At 67.1% G+C, this 19,795-nt stretch carries 17 protein-coding genes; 11 read left to right on the top strand and 6 right to left on the bottom strand.

All coding sequences use genetic code 11. From position 1 onward, the window contains the following. Positions 1-324: 324 nt before the first annotated feature. The 3 genes from K1T73_RS10845 to K1T73_RS10855 all read left to right on the top strand — a co-directional run bounded on the left by K1T73_RS10845 (position 325) and on the right by K1T73_RS10855 (position 4,054). Positions 325-2,733 carry an FAD-dependent oxidoreductase gene (locus K1T73_RS10845; protein WP_220600721.1) on the top strand — a complete coding sequence of 803 codons (2,409 nt, stop codon included), beginning with the start codon at positions 325-327 and terminating at the stop codon, positions 2,731-2,733. Positions 2,734-2,797: 64 nt separating this feature from the next. Then, complete coding sequence (locus tag K1T73_RS10850) at positions 2,798-3,415, top strand: MarC family protein (RefSeq protein ID WP_220600722.1); 618 nt, start codon at positions 2,798-2,800, stop codon at positions 3,413-3,415. Positions 3,416-3,472: 57 nt separating this feature from the next. After that, complete coding sequence (locus tag K1T73_RS10855) at positions 3,473-4,054, top strand: TIGR02281 family clan AA aspartic protease (protein WP_220600723.1); 582 nt, start codon at positions 3,473-3,475, stop codon at positions 4,052-4,054. 17 nt (positions 4,055-4,071) lie between these two features. On the opposite strand, the gene K1T73_RS10860 is transcribed toward K1T73_RS10855, so the two are convergent. Both K1T73_RS10860 and K1T73_RS10865 read right to left on the bottom strand, forming a co-directional pair. After that, positions 4,072-4,530, bottom strand: a complete 459-nt coding sequence (locus K1T73_RS10860) for a DNA polymerase III subunit chi (RefSeq protein WP_220600724.1) — start codon at positions 4,528-4,530, stop codon at positions 4,072-4,074. A 5-nt stretch (positions 4,531-4,535) separates the two neighbouring features. Continuing rightward, on the bottom strand, positions 4,536-6,023 hold the full coding sequence (locus K1T73_RS10865) for a leucyl aminopeptidase (protein WP_220600725.1): 1,488 nt from the start codon (positions 6,021-6,023) through the stop codon (positions 4,536-4,538). A gap of 185 nt (positions 6,024-6,208) precedes the next feature. Between K1T73_RS10865 and lptF the strand changes: the two genes are divergently transcribed. Genes lptF through rsmA form a run of 6 tightly spaced genes read left to right on the top strand, consistent with a single transcriptional unit; the run spans position 6,209 to position 13,748 of the window. Continuing rightward, positions 6,209-7,330, top strand: coding sequence for an LPS export ABC transporter permease LptF (gene lptF, locus K1T73_RS10870; protein ID WP_220603709.1), 1,122 nt, complete (start codon positions 6,209-6,211; stop codon positions 7,328-7,330). Further along, a complete protein-coding gene (lptG, locus tag K1T73_RS10875; protein WP_220600726.1) occupies positions 7,327-8,418 on the top strand; it encodes an LPS export ABC transporter permease LptG in 1,092 nt (363 codons plus the stop codon). The genes lptF and lptG overlap by 4 nt, the downstream gene beginning before the upstream one ends. After that, positions 8,415-10,610 (top strand): LPS assembly protein LptD, encoded by a 2,196-nt coding sequence (locus K1T73_RS10880; RefSeq protein ID WP_310794389.1) that lies wholly within the window; start codon positions 8,415-8,417, stop codon positions 10,608-10,610. Before lptG ends, K1T73_RS10880 begins: the two co-directional genes overlap by 4 nt. A gap of 26 nt (positions 10,611-10,636) precedes the next feature. Then, positions 10,637-11,947 (top strand): peptidylprolyl isomerase, encoded by a 1,311-nt coding sequence (locus K1T73_RS10885; protein WP_259400220.1) that lies wholly within the window; start codon positions 10,637-10,639, stop codon positions 11,945-11,947. Beyond that, positions 11,944-12,912 (top strand): 4-hydroxythreonine-4-phosphate dehydrogenase PdxA, encoded by a 969-nt coding sequence (gene pdxA / locus K1T73_RS10890; RefSeq protein ID WP_220600728.1) that lies wholly within the window; start codon positions 11,944-11,946, stop codon positions 12,910-12,912. The genes K1T73_RS10885 and pdxA overlap by 4 nt, the downstream gene beginning before the upstream one ends. Then, on the top strand, positions 12,909-13,748 hold the full coding sequence (gene rsmA / locus K1T73_RS10895) for a 16S rRNA (adenine(1518)-N(6)/adenine(1519)-N(6))-dimethyltransferase RsmA (RefSeq protein ID WP_220600729.1): 840 nt from the start codon (positions 12,909-12,911) through the stop codon (positions 13,746-13,748). The genes pdxA and rsmA overlap by 4 nt, the downstream gene beginning before the upstream one ends. Before the next feature lie 55 nt (positions 13,749-13,803). On the opposite strand, the gene K1T73_RS10900 is transcribed toward rsmA, so the two are convergent. Next, the gene (locus K1T73_RS10900) at positions 13,804-14,934 is read right to left on the bottom strand and encodes a Xaa-Pro peptidase family protein (protein ID WP_220600730.1); all 1,131 of its coding nucleotides are present in this window, start codon (positions 14,932-14,934) and stop codon (positions 13,804-13,806) included. Then, the gene (locus K1T73_RS10905; protein ID WP_220600731.1) at positions 14,934-15,962 is read right to left on the bottom strand and encodes a pyridoxal-phosphate dependent enzyme; all 1,029 of its coding nucleotides are present in this window, start codon (positions 15,960-15,962) and stop codon (positions 14,934-14,936) included. The genes K1T73_RS10900 and K1T73_RS10905 overlap by 1 nt, the downstream gene beginning before the upstream one ends. A gap of 257 nt (positions 15,963-16,219) precedes the next feature. Between K1T73_RS10905 and K1T73_RS10910 the strand changes: the two genes are divergently transcribed. Further along, a complete protein-coding gene (locus K1T73_RS10910; RefSeq protein WP_220600732.1) occupies positions 16,220-16,690 on the top strand; it encodes a hypothetical protein in 471 nt (156 codons plus the stop codon). A gap of 131 nt (positions 16,691-16,821) precedes the next feature. Beyond that, entirely contained in the window at positions 16,822-18,984 is a 2,163-nt protein-coding gene (gene purL / locus K1T73_RS10915; RefSeq protein WP_220600733.1) for a phosphoribosylformylglycinamidine synthase subunit PurL, read from the top strand. A 73-nt stretch (positions 18,985-19,057) separates the two neighbouring features. On the opposite strand, the gene grxD is transcribed toward purL, so the two are convergent. Both grxD and K1T73_RS10925 read right to left on the bottom strand, forming a co-directional pair. Further along, positions 19,058-19,420 (bottom strand): Grx4 family monothiol glutaredoxin, encoded by a 363-nt coding sequence (gene grxD, locus K1T73_RS10920; RefSeq protein ID WP_220600734.1) that lies wholly within the window; start codon positions 19,418-19,420, stop codon positions 19,058-19,060. Between the two features lie 71 nt (positions 19,421-19,491). Next, a complete protein-coding gene (locus K1T73_RS10925; protein ID WP_220600735.1) occupies positions 19,492-19,728 on the bottom strand; it encodes a hypothetical protein in 237 nt (78 codons plus the stop codon). Positions 19,729-19,795 lie beyond the last annotated feature (67 nt).

Below are 19,795 nucleotides of genomic sequence, written 5' to 3' on the forward strand. Positions count from 1 at the left end.
GGTTCGTCCGGGCGCATCCTGCGCGGTTTCGGCTCGGGGGATTGCCGGTTTGCGACGGGGCGCGTCGCCCCGGGACAACCGGGAGGCTCGGTGGTCCGTCCCGGCTGCGCAAAACCGCCACTGGTTTAGTTTTGGCTCATCAAATCCCCCTATTTCCAATCCAAACATGAACCAATGACAGCACCAGTTGTCAATGAAAAACGCGCGGCATTGTCCCGGGGCGTGGCAAGGCCGTAGCGGTTTCCCGACACGATCTGTCGCAAACGCACGTGAAGAGGTGCGCGGGCGCGCCATGCTGGGCGGGATGGCGCAAGGAGAAAGAGAATGCAGACCACAACCCGCGTGGCGGTGATCGGCGGCGGAGTCGTCGGGTGTTCGGTGCTGTATCACCTGACGAAACTCGGCTGGTCGGACGTGATGCTGATCGAGCGCTCGGACCTGACGAGCGGCAGCACGTGGCATGCGGCGGGCGGGTTCCACACGCTGAACGGCGACACGAACATGGCGGCGCTCCAGGGCTACACGATCCGGCTCTACAAGGAACTGGAAGAGCTGACGGGCATGTCCTGCGGCCTGCACCACGTGGGCGGCGTGACGCTCGCCGACGATCGCGACCGCTTCGACATGTTGCTCGCGGAGCGGGCCAAGCACCGTTACATGGGGCTCGATACGCATATCGTGACGCCTGACGAGATCCGCGAGATCGCGCCGATCACCAACACCGAGGGCATCATCGGCGCGCTCTACGATCCGCTGGACGGGCATCTGGATCCCTCGGGCACCACCCACGCCTATGCGAAGGCCGCACGGATGGGCGGGGCCACGATCGAGACGCATTGCATGGTGCGCGAGACCAGCCAGCGCGCGGACGGCACGTGGGACGTCGTGACCGACAAGGGAACGGTGCATGCCGAGCACGTGGTCAATGCGGGCGGGTTATGGGCGCGGGAGGTGGGGGCGATGGCGGGTGTCTACCTGCCGCTGCACCCGATGGAGCACCAGTATATCGTCACCGACGCCATCCCCGAGATATACGATCGCGACAGCGAGCACCCGCATGTCATGGATCCGGCCGGCGAGAGCTATCTGCGGCAGGAGGGCCGCGGTCTTTGCATCGGGTTCTATGAGCAACCCTGCAAACCCTGGGCGGTGGACGGCACCCCCTGGGATTTCGGTCACGAGCTTCTGCCCGACGATCTCGACAAGATCGAGGACAGCATCGCCTTTGCCTATCGCCGCTTCCCGGTGCTGGAACGTGCGGGTGTCAAGTCGGTCATTCACGGACCCTTCACCTTCGCCCCGGATGGCAACCCGCTGGTGGGGCCGGTGCCGGGACTGCGCAACTACTGGTCGGCCTGCGGCGTCATGGCCGGGTTCAGCCAGGGCGGCGGCGTGGGGCTGATGCTGGCACAGTGGATGACCGAGGGCGAGTGCGAGCGCGACGTGACGGCGATGGACGTGGCGCGCTTCGGCGACTGGATCACGCCGGGCTACACGCGGCCCAAGGTCGTCGAGAATTACCAGACACGTTTCAGCGTCGCCTACCCCAACGAGGAACTGCCGGCCGCGCGCCCGTTCCGGCAGACGCCGATGTATGACATCTTCGACCGCATGGGCGCGGTCTGGGGTCAGCAATTCGGGCTGGAGGTGGTGAACTACTTCGCCGAAGGAGACGAGCCGCGATACGAGACGCCCTCGTTCCGCCGCTCGAACGCGTTCGAGGCGACGGCGCGGGAGGTCGCGGCGGTGCGCGAGCGGGTGGGCATCAACGAGATCCACAATTTCGGCAAGTATCTCGTCACGGGCACGGGCGCACGCGCCTGGCTCGACAGGATCATGGCGGGGCGGATCCCGAGGCCCGGGCGGCTGGCACTCACGCCGATGCTCTCGCCCAAGGGCCGGCTCATCGGGGATTTCACCGTGTCGTGCCTTTCGGAGGAGGCATTTCAACTGACGGCGTCCTACGGCGCACAGGCGGTGCACATGCGCTGGTTCGAGCGCAACGAGGCCGAGGGCGTGAAGGTCGAGAACATCTCGGACCGGCTGAACGGCTTCCAGATCGCGGGACCGCGGGCGCGCGACGTGCTGGTCTCGGTCACGCGCGACAAGGTGGGCGACATGCGTTTCATGGACCTGCGGCACGTGACCATCGGGATGGTCGACTGCCTCGTGCAGCGGGTGAGCTATACGGGCGACCTGGGCTTCGAGATCTACTGCGATCCGATGGCGCAACGCGCGCTCTGGGCGACCCTCTGGGCCGCGGGGCAGGATTTCGGGATGCGCCCCTTCGGGATGCGCGCGATGATGTCGCTCAGGCTCGACAGGTTCTTCGGCTCGTGGCTGAGCGAGTTCTCGCCCGATTACACGCCGGGCGAGACGGGCATGGACAGGTTCATCCACTGGGCGAAGGACGCCGATTTCATCGGCCGGGCCGCCGCCGAGGCGGAGCGGCAGAGCGGCGCCGCGCGCCGGCTCGTGGCCTTCGAGGTCGAGGCGGCGGACGCGGACGCGCATGGATACGAGCCTGTCTGGATCGAGGGCGACGTGCAGGGTTTCGTCACCTCGGGCGGGTATTCGCACCATGCGGGCAAGTCGGTCGCGCTGGCCCTTGTCCCGGCCGGGATGGCCGAAGCCGGCCGGAAGGCCGAGATCGAGATCCTGGGCGAGATGCGGCCCGCGCGCCTTGTCACGGAGCCGCTCTTTGACGCCGAGGGCACGCGGATGCGGGGGTGACGCCGCGCCATGCCGAGTGCAAGGGGCTTGATTACCGCGCAAGGGCGGCTTAGGCCCCTGCCCCATGGACAGCGCTTTCCTCATCACCGCCTTCTTCACCTTCTTCGTGGTGATGGACCCGCCGGGCCTTGCCCCGCTATTCGCGGCGCTCACGCAGGGGATGGATCCGCATCGGCGGCGGGTGATCGCGCTCAGGGCCTGCGTGGTCGCGGCGGGTGTCCTCGTCGCCTTCGCGGGGTTCGGCGAGCAGCTTCTGGAGTTCATCGGGATCAGCATGCCCGCCTTCCGTATCGCGGGCGGCATCATGCTTTTCCTCATCGCGCTCGACATGCTCTTCGAGCGGCGCACCAAGCGGCGCGAGCACCAGGCCGAGGAGGACGATCACGACGACCCGTCGGTCTTTCCGCTGGCCATCCCGCTCATCGCCGGGCCGGGCACCATCGCCACGGTGATCCTCCTGACCGGGCAGGCACCGGGCTGGGGCGGGTTCGCCGCCGTGCTGGGGGTGATGTTCGGCGTGCTCGCACTCAACTACATCTGCCTGCTGGCGGCGGGGTTCATCGACCGGCTGCTGGGCCGCACGGGTGTCATCGTCCTGACGCGGCTCCTGGGGATGCTGCTGGCCGCGCTCTCCGTGCAGTTCGTGCTGGACGGGTTGAAGAGCTTCGGCTTCGCCGGGTGATCTTTTCGCAGGACTGCCCGATGCCTATCTTGGGCGTGTAGCCGAAAGGAACCTTCCATGCAGGATTTCGACACCGCGAACCTTGTCTATCTCATCGTGCTGGGAAGCGCGGTGGTGGTGTGGTTCGTGGCGGCGAACCGCCAGTCGCTTGGCAAGGTCACGCAGCAGGCGCTGCTCTGGGGGCTGATCTTTCTCGGGGTCATCGCCGGCGTGGGCATGTGGGACCACGTGCGCGACACGGTGCTGCCGCGCCAGAGCGTGAGTGCCGATGCGGGCCGGATCGAACTGCCGCGCGGGAATGACGGGCATTACTACCTCACCGCCGAGGTGAACGGCGCGCCCATCCGCTTCGTCGTGGATACCGGCGCGTCGGACGTGGTTCTGAGCCGGAAGGATGCCGAGAAGGCCGGCTTCGACCCCGATACGCTCAGCTTTCATGGCCGCGCGGTGACCGCGAATGGCAGCATCCGCACCGCACCGGTCCGGATCGACAGCCTCGACGCCGGCGGGATCGAGGAGCGCGACGTGCGCGCGGTGGTGAATGGCGGGGAGCTTGATACGTCGCTCCTCGGCATGTCCTATCTCGAACGGTTCGGGAGCATCGAGATCGGCGACGGGCGGCTCATCCTGACACGCTGAACGCAGGGTGGCACGCGCTACTTCTCGGCTTTCTTCTCCCAGCGGCCGCTTTCCTCGGACCAGTATTGCGCCGCGCAACCCGCGGAAGTGAGCGCCTTCCATTGCGCGCGCGCGGTCTCGAGCGCCGCCTCGTCGTTGCCATCGAAGACCACGCATACCCGTTCGAGCGTCTGCACCTCTTCGGGGGAGACGGGCGCGCCGTCGATCGTCATGAGGCAGCGCGCGCCGTTCGGCATCTCCTCGGCGGTGGTGAGCAGCACGGGCTGATCCGCGTCATGGTCGCCCCCTGCGAGACCGTGGGGAAGAAACGCGTCATCGGGCCCGCGCCAGAGCGCCTCGTCGAGGGCCGCCATCCGGTCGGGCGCGACCCCGCGCACCGCGACACGCCAGCCCGCGCCCAGGGCCTTCTCGAGCAGCATGGGCAGCGTCGCCTCGAGCGGGCGGCGCGTCAGATGGTAGAAATAGGCGGCGCCCATCGGCGTCAATCGCCCTCGAACTGGTCGGCGACGAGCCGGTTGAGCGCCATCACGCCCCATCCCGAGGCGCCCTTGGGGCCGTGCGGCGGGTCGGACTTGACCGACGCCACACCCGCGATGTCGAGATGGATCCAGGGGCATCCTTCCTTGACGAAACGCTGGAGGAACTGCGCCGCGGTGATCGAGCCCGCCGGCCGGCCGCCCACGTTCTTCATGTCGGCGATCTCGCTCTTGAGCATCTCGTCATAGGCTTCGCCCATGGGCATCCGCCACGCGCCTTCGCCCTCGGCCTCGGCGGCGCGCAGGAACTTGTTGCAAAGCGGATCGTCGTTCGAGAAGACGCCTGCCTTCTCGTGGCCGAGCCCGATGATGATCGCGCCGGTGAGCGTGGCGAGGTCGATCATGCCCGAAGGCTTGTAGGTCTCCTGCGCATACCACATCACGTCGGCGAGGACGAGCCGGCCCTCGGCGTCGGTGTTGATCACTTCGACGGTGTCGCCCTTCATCGAGGTCACCACGTCGCCGGGGCGCGTGGCGGTGCCCGACGGCATGTTCTCGACGAGGCCCACGAGGCCCACGACGTTGGCCTTCGCCTTGCGCTTGGCGAGCGCGCGCATGGTGCCCGCGACGACGCCTGCGCCCCCCATGTCCATCGTCATGTCCTCCATCCCCGAGGCCGGTTTCAGGCTGATCCCGCCGGTGTCGAAGACGACCCCCTTGCCGACGAGAGCAAGCGGCGCATCGCCCTCGGTGCCGCCCATCCACTCCATCACGGCGATCTTCGACGGGCTGGCCGACCCCTGCCCCACCGACAGAAGGCAGCCCATGCCGAGCTTTTCCATCTCGGCCTCCTCGAGTATCTTCACCTTGAGGCCGAGGCTTTCCATCTCCTTGATACGGCGGGCGAACTCGGTGGTGGTGAGGTGATTGGCGGGCTCGCTCACGAGGTCGCGGGTCATGAACACGCCCTCGGCCACGGCCAGAAGCGGCGCGGCTGTCTCGCGCGTGGCGTCGGGATCGGACACGGCGACCGTCACCTCGCCCGGTTCATCGGTCTTGGGCTTGCTCTTGCGCGCCTCGAACTCGTAGGCGCGCAGCACGATGCCCTGTGCCAGGTCGGCCGGGCGGCGCAGCTGCGAGGCGAGCACGAGCACCGGATCGCGTTCCTTGAGCTTGCCCAGTGCGACGCCGGCCTTGCGCGCGGTGAGCGCGTCGGCATTGCGTTCGAGACAGACCACGTCCAGCGCCTTGGCCTCGAGCCCGCCGGGCCAGGCAAGCGTCTTGACCTCGCCTTCCTTCATGTCCTTGAGCGCCCCCTCCTCGACCATGCGGGCGAGCGCGCCCTTGGTCAGGCGGTTGACGCGGCGCGCGGGCTTGTCGAGCTTGCCGTCGGGGGTCACGAACACGGCGACGCGCCCCTTGGCCCCGGCGATGGCGTCGAGATCGAGATCGGTGAAGCGAACGGGCGCGAGGGGCGTGGCGGGCGTGGTCATTCAGGCTCTCCTTCCAGATGTCGGCCAAGAGGTAACGCCGTGCGCGGCGATTGGCCAGAGCGCGCGGTCATGCCCAGCCGTGACCGGCGGCGGATTTGGAGTTTTCCCCGGCCGCGATCTGGTCTAGTTTCGCCGCAGACAGAGCGTGTCCGGGGGGAAGCAGAGTGGCCAGATTCGACAGATACATGCTGTCGCAATTGCTGGTGCTGTTCGGCTTCTTCGCGCTGGTGCTCGTCTCGATCTTCTGGATCAACAAGGCCGTGCGCATGTTCGACCGGCTGATCAGCGACGGTCAATCGGCCTTCGTCTTTCTCGAACTCACCGCCCTGACCCTGCCGGGCGTCATCGCCGTCGTCCTGCCGATCGCGGGTTTCGCGGGCGCCGTCTACGTCACCAACCGGCTCAGCACCGAGAGCGAGCTGACCGTCATGCAGGCCACCGGTTATTCCCCCTGGCGGCTGGCGCGGCCGGTGTTGTTCTACGGCCTGATCGTGGGCGCGATGATGTCGCTCCTGTCACACCTGCTGGTGCCGGTGAGCCTGCACCAACTCGAGATGCGGCGCATCGAGGTGTCGCGCAACGTCACCGCGAAGCTGCTGACCGAGGGGGAATTCCTGCATCCCGCCTCGGGTGTCACCTTTTACATCCGCGAGATCACGCCGGAGGGCGAGTTGCGGGACGTGTTCCTGTCGGACCGACGCGATCCCGATGCGCCGGTGACCTACACGTCGAAATCCGCCTATCTCGTGCAGGAGGGCGGCGGCACGAAGCTCGTGATGGTGCGCGGGCTGGCGCAGACGCTCAGGACCAACGGCAACCGCCTTTTCACGACGTTCTTCGACGATTTCTCTTATGATATCAGCAGCCTGGTGTCGCGCGACGTCATCGAGCTCACGCGTGTCAACTTCCAGCTCACCCCGGCGCTCATCGCCGCGCCCGAGGCCGTCGCGGAGACGGCAGGCATCAGCAAGGGCGCGGTGATGATCGAGCTTCACAACCGGTTCGCGCAGCCGATCCTCTGCGTGGTGGCCGCGCTCATCGGGTTCGCGACACTCCTTCTGGGCAATTACAGCCGCTTCGGCGTCTGGCGCCAGATCCTTCTGGCCTTCGTGCTGCTGGTGGGCGTGAAACTGGTCGAAAGCGCGGTGGCGGCCCCGGTCCTTGGCAATGCCGCGCTCTGGCCGATCCTCTATGCGCCGAGCGTCGTCGGCTTCGCCATCGTCGGCGCGCTCCTGTGGCTCGCGGGACGCCCCGGCCTTCTGGGCAGGCTCGTCCGCTTCCCCCGGTTGCGGGAGCGGACGGCATGATCCTGCATCTTTATTTCGCGCGGAAATTCCTCTGGACGTTTCTCGGCCTCGCGCTGACCTTCGCGGTGCTTCTGGGCCTCATCGACCTGGTGGACGAGGTGCAGGACAATCCCAACCTGCCCTTCGGCGAAGTGCTCGAGATCGTCCTTCTGAACATGCCGCACGCGAATTACGAGATCATGCCGCTGGTTCTCATACTGGCCTCCGTCGGGCTTTTCGTGCGCCTCGCGCGGTCGTCGGAGCTTGTGGTGGTGCGCGCGGCGGGGCGCTCGGCGCTGGCCGGCCTGGCCGGTCCGGCGACGGTGGCCGCGCTGATCGGCGTGCTGGCGATCACGATGTTCAACCCGATCGTCGCCGCCTCATCGAAACGCTACAGCGATCTCAACAACCGCATCGCGGGGGTGGGCGAGAACGTGCTTGCCATCTCGGCCGAGGGATTGTGGCTGCGCCAGGGAACGGCCGCCGGACAGACGGTCATCCATGCCGCGAGCGCGAGCCCCGATCTCAGCGTGCTCTACGACGCGACCTTCATAGGTTTCAGCCCCGCGGGCGACCCGGCCTCGCGGGTGACGGCCGCCACCGCCGAGCTTGGCGCGGGAGAGTGGACGCTTCGCGACGCGAAATACTGGGACCTCACGACCGGGTCGAACCCCGAGGCGGGCGCGCGGTTCGAAGCGGAAATGACGATGCCCGCATCGCTCACCCGCGAACGGATCGTCGAGAGTTTCGGCAAGCCGGAGTTCATCCCGATCTGGGATCTGCCGCGTTTCATCGCGCAGCTCGAGACCGCCGGGTTCTCGGCGCGCCGCTATGCCGTCTGGTTCCAGATGGAGCTTGCCCAGCCGCTGTTTCTCATCGCGCTGGTGGTGATCGGGGCGGCATTCACGATGCGCCACGCGCGGCTGGCCAATACGGGCACGTCGGTGCTGGCCGCGGTGATGCTGGGCTTCGGCCTGCACTACATCCGGAACTTCGCGCAGGTGCTGGGGGAAAACGGGCAGATCCCCGTGGCGCTTGCCGCCTGGGCACCGCCGGTGGCGTCGCTTCTGCTTGCCTTCGGCATCTTCCTGCAGCGAGAAGACGCGTGAGGGCGGTGCGCGCGATATGGGCCGCTCTTCTGGGCCTTGCCCTGGGGATGGGGCCGGTGTCGCCTCTCGCCGCGCAGAGCGCGGATGCGGATCCGGCGGTTCTCGTGGCCGATGACGTGACCATAACCTCGGATCGCCGGTTGGTCGCGAGCGGCAATGTCGAGGCGCTCTATGACGGGCGGCGCCTGACGGCGCGGTCGGTGACCTATGACCGCACGACCGAACGCCTCGTCATCGAGGGGCCGATCACGCTTTCGGATGGCGATTATACGACCGTTCTGGCCGATGCGGCAGAACTTGACCGGGACCTGCAGAACGGCATCCTGCGCGGCGCTCGGGTGGTGATGGACGACCAGCTTCAGATGGCGGCGGTTCAGGCCAACACGGTCAACGGTCGCTACACGCAGCTTTACAAGGCCGCGGTCACGTCCTGCCAGGTGTGCCACGACGGCGGGCTCCCGCTTTGGCAGATCCGGGCACGGCGGGTGATCCATGACCGCGAGGAGCGGCAGATCTACCTCGATGACGCGCAGTTTCGCGTGCTCGACACACCGATCATGTATATCCCGCGCCTGCGCCTGCCCGACCCCACGCTCGAGCGGGCGACGGGCTTCCTCGTGCCGTCGCTCAAGAATTCGACGCTCCTGGGCTTCGGGGCGAAGATACCCTATTTCGTGCGGCTGGGTGACGACAAGGACATCACCTTCACCCCCTACATCTCGACCGAGACGCGCACCCTCGAATGGCGCTACCGGCAGGCGTTCCGCAATGGCGGGATCGAGTTCGAGGGCGCGCTGTCGAAGGACGATATCGGGCGGCCGCGGTCCTTCCGCAACTACGTCGCGGGTGCCGGTGCCTTCGCGCTCAAGCGCGATTTCGTGCTGCGCTTCGACGTGGAACTGGTGAACGACGACACCTACTTGGTGGATTACGACTATTCCGGCAAGGACCGGCTCGACAGCGAAATATCGGTCGAGCGCGTGCGCCGCGACGAATGGGTGCACGCGGCGCTCACGCATTTCCGCTCGCTCCGCGCGGGCGAGGCGGACAGCACCCTGCCGACCGTGGTGGGCAACGCCGACTACGAGCGGCGCGTCTTTCCCGCGCGGATCGGGGGCGAGTTGCGCTTTGCCGCGGCGCTGCACAGCCATTACCGCAGTTCCGACGACACGACCGACGGGCCGGATCTCGACATCTATGCCGACGGGCGCGATGTCACGCGGCTCACGGGCAGCGCCGACTGGCTTCGGACCTGGACGCTGATGGGTGGCGTCCGGTCGAGCGTTCAGACCGGCCTTGCCTTCGATGCGACGCGCGTGCACCAGGCCGGCACGACGAGCGCCTCGCAGGCGGCCGAGCTTACGCCGAGCGCCGCCGTCACGCTCCGCTGGCCCTGGGCGCGGCGCAGTGCGGGGAGCGGTGTGACGAACGTGATCGAGCCTGTCATGCAGCTTGCCTGGGTGGGCGGAAGCGACCCGGATATTCCGAACGACGAAAGCACGCGCGTGGAGTTCGACGAGGGCAACCTCCTGTCGCTGTCGCGCTTTCCCGAAACCGACCGCCGGGAGCGCGGCGTGATCGCCGCCTACGGGCTTTCTTGGGCACGGATCAATCCCAACGGCCTGCAGACCCGGCTGAGTGTCGGGCAGGTCTGGCGCGACGCGCGGCAGCTCGAGCGCACCGGCGCGTCGAGCTTCTCCGACACCTCGGGGCAACAGGGGCATTACTCGGACGTGCTGGTCGCCGCGCAGGTCGCCACGCAAAACGGCCTCAGCCTCACGGCACGGGGTCTTTTCGACGACCAGTTCGATACCACCAAGGCCGAACTGCGCGGCACCTGGCAGAACGCGCGCACCGACCTGAGCGCCACCTATGTCTGGCTGGGCCGCGATCCGGCCGAGAATCGGCCCGGCACCATTTCGGAATGGGCGTTCGACGCCTCCTACCGGCTGTCGCGGCATTGGACCGGAAGCGCCGAGTGGCGCTATGACGTGGCCAGCGACGAGAGCGTCAAGGGCGGTGTCGGCCTGACCTATACGAATGAATGCGTGGATATTTCGCTTAAGGCCTCGCGCCGCTTCACCTCTTCCACTATCCTGACGCCGTCGACGGACATCAGCCTGACCGTCGGCCTGCGCGGATTTGCCACCCGGACCGCCGACAAGAGCTATGTCCGGACATGCAGGAAATGACCGAAACGAGCAGGACGAGACCGAGCATGAAGACGAAGTTTTGCATCACGACCCTTTGCAAGAGCGCCGCGCTGGCGCTCGCCCTTTTCGCGACGCAGGTGCCCGAGCGCGCCGCGGCGCAATCGCTTTTCGAAGCGGTGATCACCGTCAACGATGCACCCATCACGCGGTTCGAACTCGAGCAGCGCACGCGCATGCTCCAGTTGCTTCGCGCGCCGGGGGATCCCCGCAAGCTCGCGCGGGAGCAGTTGATCGAGGACCGGCTCAAGCTCCAGGCCGCGCGGCGCGACGGTATCGAGGTCTCCGAGGAGGAGGTGCAGGCGGGTATGGACCGCTTCGCCTCGCAGGGTGGTCTGACGGGTGAGGAACTCGCGCAGCGGTTCGAGGGCGCCGGTGTCTCGGAGGAATCCTTCCGCGCCTTCATCCGGGCGGGCGTCACCTGGGCCGAGCTGACCCGTGCCAAGTTCGGACCGCGCGTGTCCGTCACCGAGGAAGACATCGACCGCGCGCGCGAGGCGATCGGTCGCGGGGGCGGGGTCGAGGTGCTGATGTCCGAGATCATCATCCCCTACACGCCGCAAACGCAGGAGCAGGTCGAGGAGACCGCCCGGCGGATCGCCGAAGTGACGAGCGAAAGTGCCTTCTCGGCCGAGGCGCGCCGGTATTCCGCGACACGCACGAAGGGCAATGGCGGGCGCCTGCCCTGGACCCCGATCAGCGATCTGCCCCCGGCGCTGCAAGGCATCGTGCTGAGCCTCGCGCCCGGTGACGTGACCGATCCCCTGCCCCTCGAGGGGGCGATCGCGCTTTTCCAGTTGCGCGACATTCGCGAGACCGAGGTGCCCGAGCCGACCTACGCCGCGATCGAATATGCCGCCTATTACATCGCCGGCGGCCGGAGCAAGGCGGCGATCGCCCGTGCCCAGCGGATCGAGGCCGATACCGATACCTGCGACGATCTTTACGGCATCGCCCAGGGCCAGCCCGAAAGCGTTCTGGAGCGCGGCTCGAAAGCGCCGGGGGAGATTCCGCAGGATATCGCCTATGAGCTGTCGAAGCTCGATCCCGGCGAGGTGTCCTATGCGCTGACCCGCGCCAATGGCGAGACCCTCGTGCTCCTGATGCTCTGCGGCCGGTCCGAGACCATCGAGGATGAAGAGCCGGTTGTCACCGCCGAGGACGAGACGACTGCCGACAGCGAGGCGGGCGAGCAACAGGCGCTGAGCCTGTCGGAGACCGAGCGCCTGTCGCGCCAGATCGGCGACCAGCGCCTCAATTCCTATGCGCAAGGCTATCTCGCCGAACTCAAGGCGGATGCCCGGATCGTCGAGAAGTGAAGCCCGTCGCGCTCACCTCGGGTGAGCCGGCGGGGATCGGGCCGGAACTCGCCGCGAAGGCGTGGACCGTGCTGAGGGACCGCTTCGCCTTCTTCTGGATCGGCGATCCTTCGCACCTGCCGCGTGGCACGCGGGCGGTCGAGATCGCCGCGCCCGACGAGGCCGGCGCGGCGATGGAGCGCGGCCTGCCCGTGCTACCGCAGGAGTTCGACGGGCCGCTCACCCCCGGCACGCCGAATCCGCGCCATGCCGCCTGCGTCGTCTCGGCCATCGAGACCGCCGTGCGGCTGGTCCGGGTCGGCGAGGCCTCGGCGCTCTGCACGGCACCCATCCACAAGAAAGCGCTTCAGGATGGCGCGGGTTTCGCATTTCCGGGTCACACGGAGTTCCTGTCGCATCTCGCGGGCGGCGCTCGCGCCGTGATGATGCTGGCGAGCGATCAGTTGCGCGTGGTACCGGTGACGATCCACATGGCCCTGGCCAAGGTGCCCGGCGCACTCACCCCTGCCCTTCTGGACGAGACCATCCGCATCACCCACGCGGCCCTCATCCGCGATTTCGGCCTGCCCGCCCCGCGTCTGGCGGTCGCGGGTCTCAACCCCCATGCCGGTGAAGGGGGAAACATGGGACGCGAGGAGATCGAGATCATCGCGCCCGTGCTCGAGACGCTGCGCCGCGAAGGTATCGGGGTGACGGGGCCGATGTCGGCGGACACCATGTTCCATGCTGCCGCGCGGACGGGCTATGACGCGGCGATCGCGATGTATCACGACCAGGCGCTCATCCCCATCAAGACGCTCGATTTCGATCGCGGGGTCAACGTGACGCTGGGCCTGCCCTTCATCCGCACGTCGCCGGATCACGGCACCGCGCTCGACATCGCGGGCCAGGGGATCGCGAACCCCACATCGACCGTGGAGGCCCTCATGATGGCGGCGCGGATGGCGGCGGCGCGCGCGGCATGAGCGGGATCGACGCGCTTCCGCCGCTCAGGCAGGTGATCGCGGATCACGACCTTTCGGCGAAGAAGGCGCTTGGGCAGAACTTCCTGCTGGACCTGAACCTGACCGCCAAGATCGCGCGGCAGGCGGGCGACCTGAGCGGGGCCGACGTGCTCGAGATCGGTCCCGGCCCGGGGGGTCTGACCCGCGGCCTTCTGGCGGAGGGCGCGCGCCGCGTGCTGGCCGTGGAAAAGGATGCGCGGTGCCTGCCCGCGCTGGCCGAGATCGCCAAGGCCTATCCCGGCCGGCTCGAGGTGGTGAACGCCGATGCGCTCAAGCTCGATCCGCTGGCGCATCTCTCGCCGCCCGTTCGCGTGGTCGCCAACCTGCCCTACAACGTGGGCACCGAACTTCTCGTCCGCTGGCTCACCCCGGCGGAATGGCCGCCCTTCTGGCAGAGCCTGACGCTGATGTTCCAGCGCGAGGTGGCCGAGCGGATCGTGGCGGTGCCCGGCTCGAAAGCCTACGGGCGGCTTGCGATCCTCGCACAGTGGCGGGCCGACGCGCGCATCGTGATGAGCCTGCCACCCGAGGCGTTCACCCCGCCGCCCAAGGTGTCGAGCGCGGTCGTGCACCTGACCGCCCTTCCCGCGCCGCGCTACCCGGCGGATGCAAAGGTGCTCGAGCGGGTGGTGGCGCAGGCCTTCAACCAGCGGCGCAAGATGCTGCGGGCCGCGCTGAAGGGGCTGGCGCCCGATATCGAGGACCGGTTGCGCGCGGTGGGGATCGACCCCACGCGCCGCGCCGAAACCGTGACGCTCGAGGAGTTCTGCGCGCTGGCGCGTGACATCGGCGGATGAGAGAGCGAAGGCCCGGCGATAATCCGGGCCGGCAGGGCGCGACCCGTCGCGCGCGTCAGATCACCGGCAGGTCGGGACCGGCGAAACGCGACAGCCGCTCGGCCCCGGCATCGCGGATCACGATGTTTTCCTCGTGCACCATGAGCCGGCCGGGCCCCGTCTCGACCCCCGGCTCGAGGGTGAGCATCATGCCCGGCTCGATCACCGTCTCGTCGCGAGGCGACAGCGACAGGCCCTCGGTCAGTTGCATCCCGAGCCCGTGGCCGAGACGGCCCGCCCCCTCGCCCGTGCCGGTGATCGCTGCCATGGCGGCGAAGACGTCGCACGCACGCGCCCCGGGGCGTGCGGCGCGGAACCCCGCCTCGGTCGCCTCCATCAGGCGGGCATGGGCGTCCTGCGCGATGGCTGTCGCATGACCAACCGCGAAGTTGCGATCGAAATCGCAGAAATACCCGTCCACGACCGCGCCGGTGTCGAGCATCAGCACATCACCCCCGGCCAGCGGCGCGGACGTGGCGGGCGAGATCACGCAGCCATAGCCCCCGGGCCCGGCCCCACCCGCGAGATAGGGCACCCAGTCGGCCCCCTCCTCGAGCAGGAGCCGCTGAAACCCGCGAAACACCTCGTCGAGCGGCGTGCCCTCGCGCGCAATCTCGCCCACACGGTCGAAAGCGCGGTTCGCCACGGTGCAGGCGGCGCGGATCTTCTCGATCTCCGCCTCCGACTTGATCGCGCGCAGGCGGGCCGTGATCCCCCCGTCATCGCGAAATCTCAGGCCGCTCATGGTCTTCACCCGCGCGAAATCGGCGAGCGGCATGCGCAGCGCGGTTTCCGGTCCCGAGGGCACGCCCACCGGGCCGCCCGCCTCGCGAAGGGCGTCGCTCACGAGGCTCACCCCGTCATCCTGCGGATCGGGTGCGGCCCAGGTGCGGATATCCTCGACCCAGGTCTGGCCCATGAGCGCCGCGCCGATGGAGGGTATGACCGCGATCGGTTTCCCGTCCGCGGGCAGGACCAGGAACCACGGACGGCTCGGGCTTTCCCAGAAGCGCGTGAGGAACCCGGAGAAATAGCGAAATTCCGGCTCGGTCGTGATCAATATCGCGCCGATATCCGCCTTGCCCATCATGGCCTGCGCGCGCGAGAGGCGCCGCTCGAACTCGGCCACGGCAAAGCCGCGTTCCATCAGGCGGGGCCTTCGCTGAGAATCGCGAGCACGCGGGCGTCCGGCCCCGGCTCCAACTGTGCAAGGGCGGCGAGGCCCGCGCCGCCGGAGGTCGAGGTGGGCAGGCCGATGGCCTCAAGCGGTTCCAGCACCGCGAAGGCCTCCTCCTCGGAGATGAGCGCGAAGGCGTCGGCGTCGCGCGCCAGCCCCTTGAGCGCGATGAGCGACGGCTCCTTGCAGTCGAGCCGGCCCATGTCGGACGTGGCGCCTTCGGTCAAGACCGAGCGCCCCTCGCGGATACTGTGATGAAGCGCGGGTGCGCGGTCGGGCTCGACCACGACGATGCGCGGGTCGTCGCCCCAGACCTTGCGGAAATAGGCGGCCAACGCCCCGGCCAAACCGCCGACGCCGGCCTGAAGCAGGATGTGGGTGGGCGGCTCGGGGATCTGGCGCGCGGCCTCGGCGGCCATGACGAGATAGCCCTCCATCAAGCGATGGGGAAGCTCGGTATAGCCGCCCCAGGACGTGTCGAGCAGGAGCGTCCAGTCATTCTCGCGGGCGGCGCGTTGCGCGGCCTCCATGCTCGCGGCGTAGTCCCTGCCCTCGCGCACAACCTCGGCGCCCTCCGCCTCGAGCCGGCGGGCGAACCCCTCGGGCACCTCGTGCGAGAGATAGATCACCCCGCGCGCGCCGAAAACACGCGCCCCCGCCGCGACCGAAAGGCCGTGATTGCCCGCGCTCGAGGTCACGAAGGTGCGGCCGCGCAGCGCCCCGGTCATGGGGGTGGCGCCGGTTTCCCGCGCGAGATGCGCGATCACGTAGGCCGCGCCAAGCGCCTTGAACGAGCCGAGCCCCATGCGCCCGCTCTCGTCCTTGATCCAGGCGCGCGTGCCGAACAGTTCATGGGTCACGAGCGGCGTTTCGCGCGCTTCGGGACAACGCGCGATGAGGGCAAGCGGCGTCTCGGCATCGGTGGAGGGATACGGGATGCCGGCCAGGTCGGGATTGTCCAGCCCGGCACCGCGATACGGGTTGTTCAGAATGTCCATGGCGCCACCTCTTGCGATCGCTACGTCACCGGCATCGGGTGACTCACTCGGACTATGCAGCGATTTACGAGGAGTTGGAAACTTCCCGCGCGTGAAAGTCTCCAGCGGGGAGAAAAATAGTCCGAATCGATGAAAACGAAGGAACGCAGAACCCATTCGATCATTGACAGGACAGAACGCGCCGCCCCTCGGACGGAAACTGCAAGAACGAGGACCCTGGCGCGACAGACACAAGTGTATAAGTGAAGGAGTACAACATGTTTTATCGCAACCTCGCCTTGAGCACCGCAGTCGCTGCCATGACGGCCTTCGCCGCACCGATGGCGACAGCACAAAGCGTTCCGGTCGTGCAAAGTGAAGGAGTTCTTGTGGATGGATCGTCCGCAGGCTGGGAAGCCGTGATTGCCGACGATGTGCTCAAGTCTGATCTTGGGCCGAAGGAAGAGGCAAATACGGACGAGAACGACAATTACGAGAACATCCTCGCCCATGCCGAACCCGGCAAGGAAGTGCGCACTTCCGACAACGAGTTGATCGGCACTGTCGTCGAGACGCGTAACTATCCCGAGCTTGGGCCGGTTCTCATGGTCGATGTATCTGCGATGGGCGATCTGCCCGTGGAAATGATCGGTCTCACCTATGATGTCGTCAACGTGATGGAAAGCGGCGAGCTTCAGTATCATTCCGAGATGGAGTTCCTGCGCGCCAACGCGCTCGACAAGCTGTGAAGCGTCCTGCCCGAGTATGTTCCCACGGCCCGGCCCCAGCGGTCGGGCCGTTTCTCGTTTTGCGCCCCTTTTCCCCATCAAGCCTTTCGCCTAAGTAGGGCGCGTATCGCCAAGCTGGGGAATCGAAGCCAATGCAGGAACCCGAAATCACGCGCGATCTGATCGAGGCGCATGGCCTCAAGCCCGACGAATACGAGCGCATCCTCGAGATCATCGGGCGCGAGCCCAGCTTTACCGAGCTTGGCATCTTCTCGGCCATGTGGAACGAGCATTGTTCCTACAAGTCGTCGAAGAAATGGCTGCGCACCCTGCCGACGGAAGGCCCCCAGGTCATCTGTGGTCCCGGCGAGAACGCGGGCGTCGTCGATATCGGTGACGGGCAGGCCGTGGTCTTCAAGATGGAGAGCCACAACCATCCCTCCTATATCGAGCCATACCAGGGCGCGGCGACGGGCGTGGGCGGCATCCTGCGCGACGTCTTCACCATGGGCGCGCGGCCCATCGCGGCGATGAATTCGCTCAGCTTCGGCGAGGTGAGCCATCCCAAGACGCGGCAACTGGTCAATGGCGTCGTGCATGGTATCGGCGGTTATGGCAACGCCTTCGGCGTGCCTACCGTGGGCGGCGAGGTCCGGTTCGATCCGGCCTATAACGGCAACTGCCTCGTCAACGCCTTCGCGGCGGGGCTCGCGGATGCCGACAAGATCTTCTATTCCGCCGCGTCGGGTGTCGGGATGCCCGTGGTCTATCTCGGGGCGAAAACGGGGCGCGACGGGGTCGGTGGCGCGACGATGGCCAGCGCCGAGTTCGACGAGACCATCGAGGAAAAGCGCCCCACGGTTCAGGTGGGCGATCCGTTCACCGAGAAGCGGCTCATGGAAGCCACGCTCGAATTGATGGCGACGGGCGCGGTCATCTCGATCCAGGACATGGGGGCCGCGGGCCTTACCTGCTCGGCGGTGGAGATGGGAGACAAGGGCGGCCTCGGCGTGCGGCTCGACCTCGACGCCGTGCCGCAGCGCGAAGAGAACATGACCGCCTACGAGATGATGCTTTCGGAAAGCCAGGAGCGGATGCTCATGGTGCTCAAGCCCGAGCTAGAGGCCGAGGCGCGCGCCGTGTTCGAGAAATGGGACCTCGATTTCGCCATCGTGGGCGAGACGATCGAGGAGGACCGGTTCCTGATCATGCACGACGGGCAGATCATGGCCGATCTTCCGCTCTCGAAGCTTTCCTCCACCGCACCGGAATACGACCGTCCGTGGGAAGAGACGCCCCCTGCCCCGCCGATCAAGAGCAACCTGCCCGATACCGACCCGATCGAGGCGCTGAAACGCATCATCGGCTCGCCCAATCATTGCGGCAAGCAGTGGGTCTACGAGCAATATGACACGATGGTCATGGCCGATACGGTGCGCGGCCCCGGCCTCGGCGCGGGCCTCGTACGGGTGCACGGGACCGAGAAGCTGCTGGCTTTCACCTCGGACGTGACGCCACGCTACGTCAAGGCGAACCCGGTCGAGGGCGGCAAGCAGGCCGTCGCGGAAGCCTATCGCAACCTCACCGCCGTCGGGGCGAAGCCGCTCGCCACGACGGACAACATGAATTTCGGCAACCCCGAGAAGCCCGCGATCATGGGTCAGTTCGTAGGCGCCATCAAGGGCATCGGCGCGGCCGTCGAGGCGCTCGACATGCCGATCGTGTCGGGTAACGTCTCGCTCTACAACGAAACGGACGGACGCGCGATCCTGCCCACGCCGACGATCGGGGCGGTGGGCCTCATCCCGCATATCGACCAGGCGATCACCGGCACGGCAGCCGAGGGCGATGCCCTTCTGCTCCTGGGTGCAGAAGGTGCGCATATGGGGCAATCGACCTACCTGGCCGAGGTTCTGGAGATTGCCGAGGGCGATGCGCCTGCCGTCGATCTCGAGGCCGAGGCGCGGCACGGCGACTTCATCCGCGCGCATCATGCCCGGATCCGCGCCTGCACCGACCTGTCCGATGGTGGCCTCGCCCTCGCCGCGTTCGAGATGGCGGAGGCGGCGGGTGTCGGTGTCACGATCGAAACGGGCCGCATCCCCGAGCTCTATGGCGAGGACCAGGCGCGCTATCTCATCGCTTGCGACGATGAAGCGGCCAAGGCACTGATGGATGCGGCGTCGAACGCGGACATTCCGCTCGCCCGCGTGGGCCGTTTCGGGGGCGACGATGTCACGCTGGGCACGTCCTCGGCGCCGCTGACAGATCTGGCGGCGATTTTCCGCAGCACGTTCGGCAAGCTGTTCGACTAGGCCGTCCTACCACGAAAAATCCCGCCGGCGAGGCACCGGCGGGATCCACGCCATTGACGCGATGCGGGATGGTTCAGGCATTCGCCTCACGGATTTTCTCGGCGGCGTCCTTGTCGTAGGCCACGCCGTTCTCCTCGAGAAGCGTGTCGAGTTCGCCCGACAGCGTCATCTCGGTGATGATATCGCAGCCACCCACGAACTCGCCCTTCACGTAGAGCTGAGGGATGGTGGGCCAGTCGGAATAATCCTTGATCCCCTGCCGGATGTCCTCGTCGGCGAGCACGTTCACATCGGTGTAGTCGACCCCCATGTAATTGAGCACCCCCGCCACGCGGCTCGAGAAGCCGCATTGGGGCATCTCCTTGGTGCCCTTCATGTAGAGCACAACGTCGTTGGCCTTTACGGTCTCGTCGATCCGGGTTTTCGCGTCGGTCATATCCGTCTTTCCTTTCATCTGGGCGGCGGTGGCCCGCAAGCAGCACCGGCGCCGACACATCTGGAATGCGCCTAGGTCCTTTTGTCGTCATCGGCATTGGCGGCCCGCGGGTCGAACTCCGCGGGGTCATAGCCGTCTTCATCCTCCGGGATGGAGGTCACGTGGGTCGTGCCGGTCTCATCATCATATTGCAGTCCGTAATCGGCGCGGCCCTCGGATTTGAACCGAAGGTACTCATGAAACCCCGCATAGATGAACGCCACCAGGAAGGGCGACAACACCGCGGCGAGAATCAATCGAAGTTCCATCGTTCCTTTCTCTTCTTCCGGTCATCGGTCCGACCCAAGGCCGGAGCGGCTCCCGAACGGGACAACC

The sequence above is a fragment of the Roseovarius sp. SCSIO 43702 genome (assembly GCF_019599045.1).
Lineage (GTDB): Bacteria > Pseudomonadota > Alphaproteobacteria > Rhodobacterales > Rhodobacteraceae > Roseovarius.

Bases quoted from the DNA above. Each gene is read 5' to 3' on its own strand.
- K1T73_RS10845 (WP_220600721.1), top strand. From the start codon at position 325: ATGCAGACCACAACCCGCGTGGCGGTGATCGGCGGCGGAGTCGTCGGG.
- K1T73_RS10850 (WP_220600722.1), top strand. From the start codon at position 2,798: ATGGACAGCGCTTTCCTCATCACCGCCTTCTTCACCTTCTTCGTGGTG.
- K1T73_RS10855 (WP_220600723.1), top strand. From the start codon at position 3,473: ATGCAGGATTTCGACACCGCGAACCTTGTCTATCTCATCGTGCTGGGA.
- K1T73_RS10860 (WP_220600724.1), bottom strand. From the start codon at position 4,530: ATGGGCGCCGCCTATTTCTACCATCTGACGCGCCGCCCGCTCGAGGCG.
- K1T73_RS10865 (WP_220600725.1), bottom strand. From the start codon at position 6,023: ATGACCACGCCCGCCACGCCCCTCGCGCCCGTTCGCTTCACCGATCTC.
- lptF (WP_220603709.1), top strand. From the start codon at position 6,209: ATGCTGTCGCAATTGCTGGTGCTGTTCGGCTTCTTCGCGCTGGTGCTC.
- lptG (WP_220600726.1), top strand. From the start codon at position 7,327: ATGATCCTGCATCTTTATTTCGCGCGGAAATTCCTCTGGACGTTTCTC.
- K1T73_RS10885 (WP_259400220.1), top strand. From the start codon at position 10,637: ATGAAGACGAAGTTTTGCATCACGACCCTTTGCAAGAGCGCCGCGCTG.
- rsmA (WP_220600729.1), top strand. From the start codon at position 12,909: ATGAGCGGGATCGACGCGCTTCCGCCGCTCAGGCAGGTGATCGCGGAT.
- K1T73_RS10900 (WP_220600730.1), bottom strand. From the start codon at position 14,934: ATGGAACGCGGCTTTGCCGTGGCCGAGTTCGAGCGGCGCCTCTCGCGC.
- K1T73_RS10905 (WP_220600731.1), bottom strand. From the start codon at position 15,962: ATGGACATTCTGAACAACCCGTATCGCGGTGCCGGGCTGGACAATCCC.
- K1T73_RS10910 (WP_220600732.1), top strand. From the start codon at position 16,220: ATGTTTTATCGCAACCTCGCCTTGAGCACCGCAGTCGCTGCCATGACG.
- purL (WP_220600733.1), top strand. From the start codon at position 16,822: ATGCAGGAACCCGAAATCACGCGCGATCTGATCGAGGCGCATGGCCTC.
- grxD (WP_220600734.1), bottom strand. From the start codon at position 19,420: ATGACCGACGCGAAAACCCGGATCGACGAGACCGTAAAGGCCAACGAC.
- K1T73_RS10925 (WP_220600735.1), bottom strand. From the start codon at position 19,728: ATGGAACTTCGATTGATTCTCGCCGCGGTGTTGTCGCCCTTCCTGGTG.